This is a genomic window from Halorhodospira sp. 9621 (assembly GCF_022228055.1).
Taxonomy (GTDB): Bacteria; Pseudomonadota; Gammaproteobacteria; order Nitrococcales; family Halorhodospiraceae; genus Halorhodospira; species Halorhodospira halophila_A.
Genome location: NZ_JAJNRD010000037.1, coordinates 1 through 13,499, shown reverse-complemented (window position 1 = coordinate 13,499; position 13,499 = coordinate 1). Strand labels below are relative to the sequence as shown.

The following is a 13,499-nucleotide window of genomic DNA, read 5'->3' as shown; positions in this document are numbered from 1 at the left end:
TCGCGCGGCCATCGTTCGAACGTTTACATTTCATCTAGGCAGGCTACCACATACTGGCAACACTTTCTCGACTGTTAGTAACTCTACACGGGGCTCCGTCACGCCGGAAGACGCAATAGATCGCGCAGCCTTGTATAGCGCTTGCGGCTCGAGGCATTGCGCGCCGCCATGGCCACTGCCTTGGGCTGGCCAACCAGAACCACCAGCTCGCGGCCTCGCGTGATGCCGGTGTAGAGCAGGTTGCGCTGGAGCATCGGATAGTGCTGGGTGAGCACCGGGATGACCACCGCCGGGTACTCCGAGCCCTGGGACTTGTGAATGGTCGCTGCAAAGCCGGGGACGACCTGATCGAGTTCGCCAAAGCCATAGGCCACCGAGCGCCCCTCAAAGTCGATGGCCACCTCCTCCTCATCCGGATCCACGGACTCGATCCGGCCCATGTCCCCGTTGTAGACCTCCTTTTCGTGGTCGTTCTGCGTCTGCATGACCTTATCGCCGGGGGCAAAGCGCCAGCCGAAACGCTCTACCGCCGGCTGCCCCTCGGCGGGATTGAGCACCTTCTGAAGCTCCAGATTCAGTGAGCGCGCGCCCACGCCACCGCGATTCATCGGGCATAGCACCTGAATACCATCGATCGGGTCGAACCCGAAGCGCCCGGGGATGCGGTTTTTGACCAGCTCCAGGATCTTCGTCCCCGCCTCTTCAGGCTCGGCGGCCGGGACGAAATAGAAGTCCGACTCACCTCCCGGCGGATCAAGGTTGGGGATCTGGCCCTGGTTGACCCGGTGCGCGTTGGTGATGATCTGGCTGCGCGCAGCCTGGCGGAAGACCTCGGTCAGGCGCACCACCGGGACCGCCTCGGACTGGATTACATCAGCCAGGACTTGGCCCGGCCCCACCGATGGGAGCTGATCGATATCACCGACGATCAGAAGTGCTGCATAATCCGGCATCGCCCGCAACACCGACTGCATCAGCCGCACATCGACCATCGAGGCCTCATCGAGCACGAGCAGGTCGCACTCTAGGGGATTGTCCTCGTTTCGTTTGAAACCACCGTGACTTGGGTCGATCTCCAGCATCCGATGGATGGTGGTCGCCTCCCGCCCGGAGGTCTCGCTCATACGCTTGGCCGCCCGGCCGGTCGGAGCGCACAGGAGCATCTCGACTCCCTTGGCAGCAAGGATGGCGAGGATGCTATTGACCAGCGTGGTCTTCCCCACGCCCGGGCCGCCGGTGATCACGGTCACCTTGCTCTGGAGCGCCTGGCGCACGGCCTGCGACTGCTGCTCGGCCAACGAGAGCCCGGTTTTGGCCTCCACCCAGGGCAGCGCCTTATCGGCATCGATCTCGGGCCAGTTCGGCGCGCCCACGCAGATCTGGCGCAGCCGCTCGGCGATCACCTCCTCGGCACGGAAGAGCGCAGCGAGAAAGACACAGCGCTTATCCCCCAGCGGCGCTTCAATCACCTCGCCCTCGTCAATCTCCAGCGCCAGCGCCTCCTGAAGACGCTCCTCATCCACCTCCAGCAGCTCAGAGGCTTTCGGTAGGAGTTCGCCGACCGGCAGACCGCAGTGGCCCTGATCCGTGGCCTCGAGCAAGGCGAAGGCAATGCCGGCGCGCAGCCGAATGAGTGCATCCGGCTCAATGCCCAGGCGCATGGCGATGGCATCGGCGGTCTTGAACCCGATACCGCGGATGTCCCGGGCCAGCCGATAAGGGTTCTCCGACATCTTCTCCACCGCATCCACCCCGTAGGTCTTGTAGATGCGCACGGCCCGGGCGGTCCCCACCCCGTGACTATGGAGAAACATCATGATCTCGCGGATGACCTTCTGATCGGCCCAGCCCGAGCAGATGCGCTCGGCGCGCTTAGGACCGATGCCCTCGATCTCCTGAAGCCGCTCGGGCGTGTTCTCGATGACCTCGAAGACGGCCTCGCCGAAGGCCTCCACGAGCTTCTTGCCGTAAACCGGGCCGATGCCCTTGATCATCCCGGAGCCAAGGAACTTCTCGATGCCCTCGGCAGAACTCGGCGCGGATGCGCGCAGGAATTGAGCCTTGAACTGCACCCCGTGCTTTCGGTCGTTGAACCACTCGCCGGAAGCGGTCACCCACTCGCCCGCGGAGACATTGGCCGCATGCCCGATCACGGTGACCAGATCCCTCTGCCCGCGCGCCTTGACGCGCAGCACGCAGAAGCCGTTTTCCGCGTTGTGGTAGGTCACCCGCTCAACCGAGCCGGCGAGCACCTCGCGGTGGGGCTGCGTTTCCGGAGCCGATTGGCCCATCGGTCAGTCCATGCTCTCCATCTTCCTCGCCCACCGCGGCCAAGAGCCAGCCGAGGTCCTGCGGCCTGTTTTGTGCCATTTCCAAGCCCCGCCCCGCCAAGGAGAGCGGGTTCAGCCGCGCGGCTCGGCCCGATAACCCGCCGAGTCCGGGGCTCTCAGCGCTCAGATCAGGCCGGCATCAACTCCGCTCCAGCTTCCTTCGAACAAGCGTCACCCATCATCAGCCGGCCGTTTTGCGTACCCCGGACACCCATCAACTGCCCCCGAGAAAAGCTCATCAAAGGACACATCCAGCAGGGTCACGTCATCACGAACCTCACCGGCACCACGCCATGCGGTCACATCGCTACACAGTGCATCGAAGGCCTCTTCCGGCGGCACCCGCTCGAGCGTGGCCTCCGCATTGCCCTCTCCGAACTGCTCCCCAGAGGCGGATTCGATCTCAAGCAATCCATCGGAACAGGCGATCAGGTGCAAGCCCGCAGAGAGCGGGTAGTCAACCAGCCGCCGGTTCTCCACCGTCCCGCTCGGCACGGCAGCCAGCGGCAGCCCTCTGGGATCCAGCCTTTCCTCGATCCCTTCCGGGCCAACAAGCCATGCCCGCGGCATCCCGGCGTTCCAGACCCCCAGACGCTGGTTACGACAATCGACCTCAAACAGAGTCGCCGCGAGGAAGATTTCCGGCGGCAGGTTGCGGTAGAGCTGCTCATTGATCGTCTCGAGCACCGTGTTGCTATCCACCCCGCGCCTGACCATGTCATAGAAAAGGGTCGCCAGTGCAGGCACGCCCACCGCAGAGTCGATCCCGTGGCCGGTAAAGTCTCCAAGAAGCAGGACGAGCACCCCATCACCCCGGCGCTCGGCGAGGAACACATCCCCACCGAGCATCGCCGCCGGCTGATAGCAAAACCGCACGCCGGGCGCTTGCCGGGCATCGGAGGATGTTGCCCGCGTGATGATCCGCTGAGCACTCTCCTGCTGCTCTTCCAGCTGGCGCTGGTGGGCATCGAGAATCGCTTTGTCCGCCGCCACCGACCGCAGCCGTCGAATGAGCGCATCAACCTGGTGCATGACCCGGTTCAGCTCTAAGAAACCTAGGTTGATCGCTTTCGGCTGGAAACTCTCAAGATCCCGAACGGCATTGACCTGCTCGACCTGAGCACTAAAGCGTTCCAGTGAGTGGGTCAGGCGCAGATTCACCCAGTGGGCCGCACCCGCACCCGCGAGAAGGGCCAGAGGGACAACGGTGAAAAACAGCCATGCATAGCCGGTGCGAGCCTCACTGAGCACCGGGTCGAGATCCTGCGTGACCCCGACGACCCCGAGAACCTCGCCAACTTCGGCATTGGTATGACAATCCAGACACTCGCTGCGTGCCTCGACGGGCATCACGTGGCGCTGCTGCCCCCCATCGCTGCGGCGCTGAGCCTCACCCGTGCTAAAGGCCTGATCAACGACCGGATCCGGCTCCACCGAGCCGTCAACGCGGCCATAGAGCTCGTCAACCAGCTCACCACGGTAAAGCTGAACCCAGAGCGGACTTTCTTCGTAGGTCTGCTCCAGCGCCCCGATGTACTCTTCCAGATCCTCCCGCCCCCAACCGCGACGCATGACCTGGAACATCGAGCTGAAAGTATGCTCGGCGGTCACCTCTGCAGTGCGCTGTGCCTGATCTCGTAGAAGGTTCTCGTAGATGAACAGACTCACCGCAGCGGTCCCTGAGAGGGTACCCAGAGCGACCAGGATCACGACCAAGGCCAACAAGGCCCGTAGACTCAACCTCTTGCGGAATCGGCGAAGCGTTTTCAGTACGTTCACTCCCTAACCAGAAGCAGCGGCACCGTGAGCTGCTCTCCTTTACCTCTCTGTGGACATCCAGCTATCAGGCCAGCGCAGCCGCTGGACACTGATGGCGCGCCAGATCCCGACCGCTGGGCTCAGTCCCCAGGCGCCCTGACGCGCGGCACACAGAACCTTCTCTGGAAAAATGCGTGCGCCGGCCAGCTCAAAAACCAGTGAGCCACTTCGCAGCTCCGCCCGACGCCACCCTCCAAAACGCCCCATCCTACCAGCACTTTGGGGTTCCTCCGAGCCGGAGGCTAAGTGATCCAATCACCCGCAGTGCGCCCTCTTCTCAACGCCGAAATTGCGCGACCCTCCTGTCCTAACCTCAACCCGATTCATGTATCGCCCGCCGGATCATTTTCAATGATCTGAATTCCCGCGGCTTCCAACGCTTCCACAACGCGGCAAACGGCGAGGTTCCGTGGCGTGCCTTTTCCTTGTTCAAGGCGCGCAAGCGCCACCGTTGAGATCCCAACGCAGTTTGCCAAACATTGTTTCGATCACCCCAGAGTCAACCTCTCTGATCACACTTTGGACATCGCCCGGAACCTCTGCGCTCTTTTTTTCTTGCCAGATCAAAAAACTCGGATTACCTTAAATAAACGGGCACATCAAATCGAAACAAGGCGAAATCGTGAGCGGATACCTCTGATACGCAGCCCCTCTCGCCGGCGTGATTTCGGCCATGACCACAGGAGCAGGATCTGGATGAACACTTACAACCTCCGAACCGCCGACCAGGGCCGCCTGCGCATCACCCTGGATCGTTTCTTCGGCGAGCTACTTGCCCTGCACCTGGGCTTTGAACCTGAAACGCCGGAAGGCTACATGGCCGTTTACGTCTGGCTCCAACGGGAACTCCAATCGTATCCAACAGGCTCTGCCTACGAGGCTCGCCAGCGCCTCCATGCCCGAGTCCTGCAGACCATCATCGACCCGCAGCTGCAGCACTGTCTCGAGAGCTGGCTCGATGAGCTCGCCCCGGACAACTTGCCCCCGCCGCGCTCTTTCCGGGCCCTGGATGGCACAAGCTTCATGGCCGCCGGGCGCGCTTAAGCGCTTCTCAACCAACAGTAGAACGCACAGTGCAGAAAACGGAGGTGGCCATGAGCCCCAGGATCATCCGCAGGGAACTCCTTGATGAACTCTCTTTCGAGCGGCTTCAACGCACGATCGGCCCGCCGCTCCTGGCCGAAGCTTATGCTCGGCGCGGCGTCCGCGAGGCCACACAGCTCGAGTACGACATCAATAAACTGCCGAGCCCCGAGGGCCTCCCGGGGCTGATCCCGGCAACGCAGAGGCTGTTCCTGGCTCTCAACAATGGCGAGCGGGTCGCGCTCATCGCGGACTGTGCCCCGGGCGCCGCCTGTTCCTTGGCCGTAGCCTATCGCGGACTCCGGGGCATGGGGATGGATGTCCGTTACTACCTGCAGAGCTCAAAGCGCGAGCGGTTCGGCCTGAGCCGGCAGATGGTCGACCAGGCTTTCGAGGATCACGCACCGCATCTGATCGTCGCCATCGACCACGGCACCGGCTCCAGCGAAGGCGTGGCGCATGCTCGCGATCGGGGCGCCGAGGTCATCATCTCGGACTACCACCACCCCAGCGGAACGAGGCCAGATGCCGTGGCTATCGTTAATCCTACCCTGCCCGAGAACACGTTCCCGGCCCAGCACCTGTGCGGCGCCGCCGTTGCCTTCTCCATCGTTTCCGCGCTCCGCGCGCTGGCTCATCACCGCGAGCACCCGGCCGGAGACTACGAGGCGCGCTGGCTGCTCGATATCGTGGCCACAGCAACGATCGCCGCGAAGATGCCACTTGACCCGTGCAACCGGCATTTCGCAGGCAGCGGCCTGAGGATCATCGGAGCCGGGCTCGCCTGCCCCGGCCTTCAAGCCCTTTTTGACGTTGCCCAGCGCCCGATGTTCTCGGCGAGCTCTGCGGATCTAAGTGAAGAGATCCACCCTCGTATCAGCGCCGGATTCCACCTTGGCGATCCTCACCTTGTGATCGACTGCCTTCTGAGCGAGGACGAGGAACTGGCCAAGACGCTGGCCCGGGACCTCGATGACAGCTATGCACGCGCCACGGCCCTCGAGCAGAGCATGTTTGAGGAAGCCATGGAGCAGCTGGACGACCCCACGCAACTCTCGGCTACCGTCTATGCCGAGCACTGGCCGGAGTCGATGATGAGCACCCTGGCCGGGCGGCTTGCCGAGAGACTCCATCGGCCGGTGATCGCGCTTACCTCGGTTGGAGGCTGGCTCCAAGGCGCTGCGTACTCCATGAGTCCGTTCGACCTTTGCGATGCCTTCGATACGCTCCAGCACCAGGGCAGACGGGTACTGATCGATCACCGGCAACTACGCAACCAAGTGGAGCTGACCGCCGACCACTGGAATCGGCCACGGCTGGCCGATCGCTTTGAAGAGGCCGTTGCCGAGCAGGTGGATGGCGAACTCGCCGCACCGCTCATCTACTCCGATAGCGACCCGGGCCTTGAGGGGCTCTCGCTTGCCCTGGCTCTGGCTGTGGAGGCCGGCGGCCCATGGGGCGATGGGTTTGAAGAGCCAACTTTCGACTCCCGCTTTCTCGTGGTCAATCAGCGCCCCGCCGGGGCCGCAGACGAGCATACGCTCTACACCTTGATCCCAGCCGGCACGTCCGAGCCCACAAAGCATCAGGTCGAGGCCATCCACCGTTATTGCCCGCAAAGCATGGCCGCCCAAGTCGGCCAGACCGTGCGGATGGTCTATCGGCTGCGTGTTGCCCGGCACGAGGGTCGGGAGCGGCTTCAACTGCAGGTCCTTGCCATCGGCTCCATTGAGGAGATCACCGAGGTTGCGTAACGGCATGCCCCGCCCAGGGGCAACGGCTTGTGGGACCGCGACCCCTGGGTTCACTGCCGGCGGACTCGACAGGATGTCCGAGCAGCCTCTGGCGCAGCACGGCCGGCGCCGGATTCAGGCGCCCTCCGCGGATCACCACGTGATCCCAGAAGGTGCAGACCTCTCCGTAGCTGAGCTCAGCGCACGATGCACCATCCGGGCGCAGGATCTCCGTTCAGGCCACCTCAACGGAGAGCGATCGATGCGCATGCGCCGCTTCATCCTGCTCCGCGAGCAGATGGCTGGAGTGGGGTGTAAGCAGCCCAAGCTGCCCGGCGCGAACAGCCCGAGTGAGCCGTGCAAAAAGTGAGCGCTTCTCAGCAGCGAAGCTCCATGAGCCCACCTCTCGGGATGGCCGGTTCGCAGCCCCGTTCGCGAAAGTGTTCGCGGCAAAACCGAAGCTTTTCGCAAACCCGTTCGCGTGGCGCGCGAAATCGTTCGCGCTCGCCTGGTGCGTGCTGGCGGGGTCGGTGTTCGAGGGGCATGTTTGCATGGCATCTGTCTCGTCATTCAGTGACGTTCTTCGTCGCCTGCTGATGGCATCGGGAAGCATCGAAAACACCAGGATGTTTTATGATCAACTATGAAATTTCCATAACTCAGATGATGACAGGAGGTGAAGGACCATCATTAAAAAGCAATTCGGCGTGCAATCTATCGCTAACCCTCTTCGGACTTCCCTTGATTTTTTCTCGACTCTAGCAGATACTTTTTCATGTGAACATTTTCCACTTCTCAAGCAAACGGGAGCAATCTGTGAGCAAGCAAAATCGCAAGCGCGGCATCGGCCTGTCTATTGATACCACGGAACCAGGTTATGCTTTGGTTCGCATGCTTTTTGATGAGGCGAGCACTCGTGGCGATGACCATGCCGTTCTCGCAGACAGATTCGGCGTTTCTCATGGGTATTTTACCCACCTGCGCGCTGGACGAATCACGGGCGACAAGATCAGCACGAATGTGATTCGCCGGATCGCCCATTATCTCGGCATTTCACCGATTGGTGCGATGATCCTGGCTGACCAGATCCCGCCGGATTTCTTCTCGCCCGCAGATCGCTCGGCCGAGCAGGATTTGGATCGGGCCCTGCGGTTTATTGCTCAGGACGAAGAGATGGGCCCGCTGTTCCCGGCTGAGTTCTATGAAGAGGGACACACCGATGCCAAGGTCGCGTTCGTGCGGATGTACGAGAAGGCCAAGGGCACCGTGCTGCTGCCTCAGGATGACCTCGAGGATCTGATCAAGGGGCAGGAGCAATTCCGGGCTGACCACCCCTCTGCGTACCAGGGCGAGAAGGTCACGCCGATCCACGGAAATAGCTAGAGCCAAAGGGCCGGAATGAACCCCATCTCAGGTGGGGGCGCTTGACCAAGGTTCGCGATGATTTATTTCTAAGGTTAGCGCCCCCACCGAAGATGGGTAGCTTTGTGCTCCTGGAAACACCCCCAAAACACCTTCACTCGACCCTGCGCTGAACCCCCCTCACGGCGGCTCCTCTCTCCCCCGCCTACCGGCACCTCTGAGAGCTCTCCAGATCCCTCCTGAAAGCAACTTCTCTCTCCACCCGGGGGCACCTTCGCTCTGACTGCTGCGATCGATTTGAGACCCCTCTGAGAGCGACTTCACTCTCCGGGCCGAGCGCCTGTGGGTTGTAGGCGTGGGTAGCTGTGCTGGCGGCTAGGGGTTTTCGGCGGGGGTGCGACTATTCTCTGAGGGATTTGGAATGGGAATATGAGGGCAACTTCACTCTCCGTTTCTGGCGACCGGTAAACCCTATTTATTGTGGTGAATCTCCGGGCGCGTTGCATCCTCCCGCTGAGGGCCTGATCTTGATAATTGCGTGTCTATCTTCGGGGTATTCGGCGCATTTTGCGTGGTGCCTGGGTTCGATTTTCGTGCCGGGGTTCTTGCAACTGCTCTCTGAGGGATTGGAATGGATATCTGAGGGCAACTTCACTCTGAGCGCCGGCGGCTATTGAACCCCTTTTGGGGCCATCAATACCTGGGCTGCGTTGCGCTTATGGGCTGAGGGATCTTGGGGTTATGAGCGATGGCTTGGATGGGTTATGGATGAGCCTGAGCGTGGGGGCGCGGGAGGGTTGGTGGCGGTGGCGTTGTGTCGTGGCTCGGCGGGGTTTGGCGAATGTTTTCTGAGGGATTGGGAATGAAAATCTGAGGACCCCTTCATTCTCCGGCGCTGATGGCTCTTAAACCCCCTGCGGGGCCTTTGAAGGATGCGGCGCGCTGCGTCCTTACGGCGGTTCTGTGGGTGGTTTTCTGCCCCCCCCCTTCTTCCTGGCGGGGACCTCTATCCGGGGTGCCCTCAGGGGTGGATGTGAGGTCGGGTTTTCTCTTTGTGGGAGCGTTGGGATGGGGTGTGGTTTTGCATGCGAACGCTGCGAACGATGGCTTGCGAACGCGGCTTGCGAACGCTGTTTTTTGCACGGATGCGGTGGCTTTGCGAACGATTGGTGTTGGGGGGGTGTGCGAACGGTGTGTTGGGGAGTCTGCGAACGCTTGGTTCTGTCGCCTGAGTGTGGTGGCTCTATCTTGCGAAAAGCGGTCTGGGTGCGTGGCTCAAGAAGGGTCGTTGACTTTCTTTTGTTGGAGTCTTTGGGTTCCCCTCCAGGAGGAAGGGGGGGGGGGGTGAATGAGCATGGGAGGCAGGGCCTGGAACCGGGCTCAACCGGCGTCCCGAGGCGCGCCATGGGATCACGGCGTGGTATTCGTAGCATCACGTTGTAACTCTAGGCTGACCAACGCCTGATACGAGTGCTGGCTTTGGCTGGCACCCACTCTACTGCCAAGTGCCGGTTGCTGATCGGGCGCACTCTCTCCATGATGACTGGAAATCTTCGCCGGGAACGGCAGCACTGAAAAGGAACCCCTGACCCTGCCGGCATCCGGCACCGAGCAGTGCCGATCGCTGAGCCTCCGTCTCGATCCCCTCAGCCAACACGTCCATGCCGAGGCGCTCACCCAGTGTCACGATCGATTCGACAACAGCTGCTTTGCGCCGGCACTCGGCCATATCTGCCACAAACGAGCGGTCGATCTTGACCCGATCAACAGGGAGCTGAGTCAGGTAATGGAGCGATGAGTAGCCGGTGCCGAAGTCGTCCACGGCCACCCGCACCCCGTGTTCACGCAGGAAGGTCAACTCGCTGATGATCGTCGCGGAGGGCTCAACCATAAGACTCTCGGTGATCTCCAACTCGAGCGCCTCCGGCGCCATCCCGATGCGGGCAAGTTGCGCCAGCAGCTCATCGCTCCAGCCGGGCACTTCCATCTGCGGCGCAGCCAGGTTCACTGCCAGCCAACCTGGCGCGCCCCCCTGCTCACTCCAGATGCGGTATTGCTCACCGGCCCTATCGAGCACTTGCTCGCCTACGCGCCGGATCAGCCCTGCCCATTCAGCGACCGGGATAAACCGCCCAGGCGAGATCCAGCCCTCTTCCGGATGGTGCCAGCGGACCAAAGCCTCGACACCGAGCAACCTACCGGTTCGCAGATTTACCTGTGGCTGGTAATGCACCGCCAGATCACCTGCATCCAGTGCCCCGCGCAGTTTGGTGCTCAAATCCACCTGCTCCCGCGCCCGTTTGGTGAACTCATCACGGAAAAACTGATAGCGCGATCCGCTTTGTTTCGATTCCCGCCGTGCGGCATCGGCCTGATCCATGAGTGCATAGGCGGACTCTAGCGAAGAAGCCGTGAGCGTGATCCCTGCCCGCAAGCTAACCTGAACCGGCTCACCCGAGACCTCAAGCGGGTCACCGACCTTCCCGACGATGCGCTCGACGAAGTCTACCGCCGCCTGACTGCTGCGCAGCTGGGGCAGTAAAACCCCGAACTGATCTCCACCGAGCCGACCGATCGTGGCCGTTTGAGGCAACAGCTCGCGCAGTCGCGCACCGATCGCTGCGAGTACTTGATCACCGAAGTCCTGCCCCCGGCTGCCGTTGATCGAGGCGAAACCTCTGAGATCGCAGACAATCACGGCCAGCCAGGGTTCGTCCTGGCCCTGAAGAATTTGAGCTTGCTCGATTCGGTCATGGAAGAGCATGCGGTTGGGCAATCCGGTGATCGGATCCCGGTAAAGCAGCCGCTCGATCTCCGATTCGTGTGCGTGCCGCTCAGAGAGGTCGCGCATCAGGGTGGAGTAGCGCACCACTGCGCCCTGCTCATCGCGGTGGGCGATCACCAACTGCTCCACCGGGAGTTCGGTCCCCAGACCCTGGTGCTTGAGGCGCGTTTGGCCGAGCCATAGACCAGTCTGCTCAGCCGTCGGGATCGCCTCATTCAGGAGGCATTGCAGGCTCTCGGGACCATGTGCCTCAACAAGCCGCACCGAAAACGATTCTTCCTTGCCGACGCGCCCTTGCGCGTTACGCATAGCTTCGTTGTGGTACAGAAGACGGCCATTGGCTTCCGCAATCCCGATGTAGTCCGGCAGCGCCTCAAGAAACTCGAGAAGCAGCTGATGCTCCCATTCGGCAGCGCAGCGCGCTGTTTGATCGTCGATAGCAACCACAACCTCCGGCTCCGCTCCGCCTTGGCCATCGCGCCTGGCAGCGCAGCAGTAGAGCACACGGGATTGGTGTTCCGGACACAGGACGTACAGGCTCTCTTCGATAACCTTTTCCGTCGGAGCGTTGCTCAGAAGCCGCTCCCAAGGCCACACCGGGGCAGGATCTTTCCGCGTGCCCTGCAATCGCCAGGCCAGCTGGCTTCCCGCAACCGGCACGTCACTCCCGCGACCGACGAACTCCCATCCCGCCGGATTAAGCGGGGTGATGCGGTTGTGCGCATCAACCAGGAGCAGGCCAACCGAGGGTGACCGCAAAGAACCATCGCCTAAGGCGCGAAGCCAAGTCTCGCTGGCCACTTGCCCCACCCCCGCCCAAAACCTGCTTTCCATGTTGATAAAAAAATCACAACCAACATCCGGTTGTAAAGCTAGGGCACAACAACTGCCTTGCCGGGACAGCCCAGTCCAGCACCTAATTGCCTCCAGGCCATGCCGCACGGCGCCCCTATAAAGGCCCGTTTTTTGTGGTTTTTCGCTGGATGGGGTACTCTGCCGATTGGTCTTATCACCACGCGCAAGGTCAAAGAACGGGTGGACAAGCTCAGAGAACAGGCGCCGGAAGACGGGCCATCCGATGCGCAGACCCAACTCAGTCTGCTGCGCGAAGCCTTGGGGGCTGGCTTCTGGCGTTTGGATCTCGCCTCGGGCCGCGCCACGGCGGATGCCCAACTCCTCGCGCTCTATGGTCGTCCGGGCACAGAAGCATCCGCTGATCATGCTCCCAGGACGGAGGCGCTCTGGCGTGAGCATGTTCACCCGGAGGATTGGGCACGGGTGGAGGCTTGCTACTGCAAGGCGTTCGATCACCACGCTCCCTGGGATCTGACCTTCCGTATCCAGCGCCCGGATGGGGACATCCGGCATCTACGCTCCGTCGGCCAGATGGAGTGCGATGCCGCGGGCACGCCCACCCACGTGCTCGCCGTGGAGTACGATGTCACCGAGCCGGTGAGCCACTCCTGGCCACCTCCACAAACACCGCAGAGCAGCGAGGTCGCACCGGGATCCGGTGAGCGTGCCGACCTGCCGGAGGAATCAATCCAGCAACAGCGCCTGCTGATGGCTCAGCAGGCCGCCGGCTTCGGGGTGTGGGACTGGGACGTTGAGGCCGACCGGGCGATCTGGGATGCCGCCTGCTGGCGCATGCTCGGCTTCGATCCCGAGCAACAGGGCGCGCTCACCTACGCGCAGTGGCAGGCTCTCGTCCACCCGCAGGATCTCGAGCGCATCCTCCCCGTTTTCGAACGCCACCTCGCCGATGGATCCCCGTTTACCATCGAGTTCCGCTACCGGTGTGCCGATGGCAGCTGGCTCTGGGTGCAGAACCGAGGCCAGACCCTGCGCCGAGCAGCCGATGGCTCGCCGGGTTACATGGTCGGCACGCATGTCGACATCCAGCAGACCAAGGAGGCCGAGCGTGCGCTTGCCGAGAGCGAGCGGCGGCTTCGGGACGTGGCCCTGGCGGCGGGGGAATACATCTGGGAAATCGATCAGCAAGGCCACTACACGTTCATCACCTCGCCGGCGGAGCCTCTATTGGGCCGCCCGGTCGAGGCGATCATCGGGCACTCGCCTTTCGACTTCATGCCGGATGACGAAGCCGAGCGGGTACGCGGCCTGCTGAAGGCCTGGGCCGATGAGAAGAGCTCCTGGCAAGGGCTGGAGCACGCCTCCCTGCGCCCGGATGGCAGCCTCGTCTACCAGCGGATCAGCGGCCTGCCCATTCTGGATGAAGAGGGCCACCTGACCGGTTTCCGTGGCACCGGGCGGGATATCACCGCCGAGAAGGACACACAGCGCAGGCAGGAGGAGCTCTCGCAGCGCCTGCACCTGGCGACCTCGGCCGCCAACATCGGCATCTGGGACTACGACCTGACGACTGAC

At 62.2% G+C, this 13,499-nt stretch carries 8 protein-coding genes; 4 read left to right on the top strand and 4 right to left on the bottom strand.

The window, feature by feature from the left end:
• Positions 1 to 98: 98 nt before the first annotated feature.
• Positions 99 to 2,291, bottom strand: a complete 2,193-nt coding sequence (recD2, locus tag LRF89_RS12055; protein WP_238637206.1) for an SF1B family DNA helicase RecD2 — start codon at positions 2,289 to 2,291, stop codon at positions 99 to 101.
• A 210-nt stretch (positions 2,292 to 2,501) separates the two neighbouring features.
• The gene (locus LRF89_RS12050; RefSeq protein ID WP_238637205.1) at positions 2,502 to 3,998 is read right to left on the bottom strand and encodes a PP2C family protein-serine/threonine phosphatase; all 1,497 of its coding nucleotides are present in this window, start codon (positions 3,996 to 3,998) and stop codon (positions 2,502 to 2,504) included.
• An 846-nt stretch (positions 3,999 to 4,844) separates the two neighbouring features.
• Between LRF89_RS12050 and LRF89_RS12045 the strand changes: the two genes are divergently transcribed.
• Together LRF89_RS12045 and LRF89_RS12040 are read left to right on the top strand one after the other, a co-directional pair.
• Positions 4,845 to 5,192: a hypothetical protein gene (locus tag LRF89_RS12045; protein ID WP_238634849.1), complete on the top strand. Its 348-nt coding sequence runs from the start codon at positions 4,845 to 4,847 to the stop codon at positions 5,190 to 5,192.
• Positions 5,193 to 5,242: 50 nt separating this feature from the next.
• A complete protein-coding gene (locus tag LRF89_RS12040) occupies positions 5,243 to 6,985 on the top strand; it encodes a single-stranded-DNA-specific exonuclease RecJ (RefSeq protein ID WP_238637204.1) in 1,743 nt (580 codons plus the stop codon).
• Between the two features lie 214 nt (positions 6,986 to 7,199).
• Here the strand turns inward: LRF89_RS12040 and LRF89_RS12035 are convergent, their stop codons facing one another.
• Positions 7,200 to 7,577 (bottom strand): hypothetical protein, encoded by a 378-nt coding sequence (locus LRF89_RS12035; protein ID WP_238637203.1) that lies wholly within the window; start codon positions 7,575 to 7,577, stop codon positions 7,200 to 7,202.
• Positions 7,578 to 7,780: 203 nt separating this feature from the next.
• Between LRF89_RS12035 and LRF89_RS12030 the strand changes: the two genes are divergently transcribed.
• On the top strand, positions 7,781 to 8,347 hold the full coding sequence (locus LRF89_RS12030; protein ID WP_238637202.1) for a hypothetical protein: 567 nt from the start codon (positions 7,781 to 7,783) through the stop codon (positions 8,345 to 8,347).
• 1,474 nt (positions 8,348 to 9,821) lie between these two features.
• On the opposite strand, the gene LRF89_RS12025 is transcribed toward LRF89_RS12030, so the two are convergent.
• Positions 9,822 to 11,912: a putative bifunctional diguanylate cyclase/phosphodiesterase gene (locus LRF89_RS12025; protein WP_238637201.1), complete on the bottom strand. Its 2,091-nt coding sequence runs from the start codon at positions 11,910 to 11,912 to the stop codon at positions 9,822 to 9,824.
• A 234-nt stretch (positions 11,913 to 12,146) separates the two neighbouring features.
• On the opposite strand from LRF89_RS12025, the gene LRF89_RS12020 reads away from it, so the two are divergent.
• A partial coding sequence (locus LRF89_RS12020) for a PAS domain-containing protein (protein WP_238637200.1) occupies positions 12,147 to 13,499 on the top strand: 1,353 nt, incomplete at its 3' end.